Origin of the sequence: Chitinophaga sp. SYP-B3965 (assembly GCF_009647655.1) — a bacterium.
Classification (GTDB): Bacteria; Bacteroidota; Bacteroidia; order Chitinophagales; family Chitinophagaceae; genus Chitinophaga.
This window is the reverse complement of the sequence record NZ_WJFD01000013.1, coordinates 1-909: the sequence shown is the minus strand read 5'-3', so window position 1 is coordinate 909 and position 909 is coordinate 1. Positions and strand designations below refer to the sequence as shown.

1 protein-coding gene is annotated in these 909 nt (G+C 37.4%); it reads right to left on the bottom strand.

The genetic code is table 11. From position 1 onward, the window contains the following. Nucleotides 1-70 precede the first annotated feature (70 nt). On the bottom strand, nt 71-909 hold an 839-nt coding region (locus tag GFS24_RS28935; RefSeq protein WP_153666027.1), incomplete at its 5' end, for a RagB/SusD family nutrient uptake outer membrane protein.

The window sequence follows — 909 nt, the reverse complement described above, 5'->3', positions numbered from 1 at the left end:
TTCACTATAAACCCTCAGCTACCTTATTCTGAGCACAAAAAAATAGCTTTGTATAATGACTCATTAGTATTTATTTTTCCCAACCAGGAGGCTGTTGCATGCCAGAAAAGGCGATTATATCATCAGGTAAAGGAAGTGTGTATTTGTAGCTGTCTGGCTCTAAAGTATAAGCCTCACCTCCAATCGTACGCTTAAGCGTAATTTTAAAGCGATTATCTAGATTCAATCGGCGTAAATCCATCCATCTTAAATTGCGAAACAATAATTCCTTCCTCCGTTCTGTTAATATTTTTTTTAGAGCATCTTCTGGGTCAATTGCTGTTATTACAGGATACGGAACTTTATTATTCCATCTTGTTTTGAGTAATGTATTTAGAACTTCCATTGCAGCAGCAGTACTGCTACTCCGAGCTAAACTTTCCGCTTTAATCAAATACTGCTCATCAGTTGCTAACCCATCAAAACCAATAAGAGAATTATTGTAGTTTCCTTTAAATGCAATGTTCCCATTCCTAATCGTAAAAAATCGAGTTTTTCTTAAATCGTCGTTCTCATACAATTCGAACAAGGCCTGATCAACAAACACTCTATCTGTCTGCCAAGTCGAAAGATAATCGCTGCTCCTTTGCATATAGAAAATGGTTTCAACATTGAACCGCCCCATGTTTGTGGCAGTGCTACTAATAGCGTTAAAATCTATCAGTTTGTTATATAATCTTAGTGATGAATCAGCATAAATACCAGCTTTATCATATTGCTCCATTGCAATAGACGTTCTTGCCAGCAATGCAAAAGCGCTTACTTTAGCGCCACGAGACGGAAGTGCTGCCGTCGATGGTAATAACTCTATTGCTAAAAGCAAATCAGTTAGAATGCGATCATACGTTTCCTTAACTGATGATCGTTTTG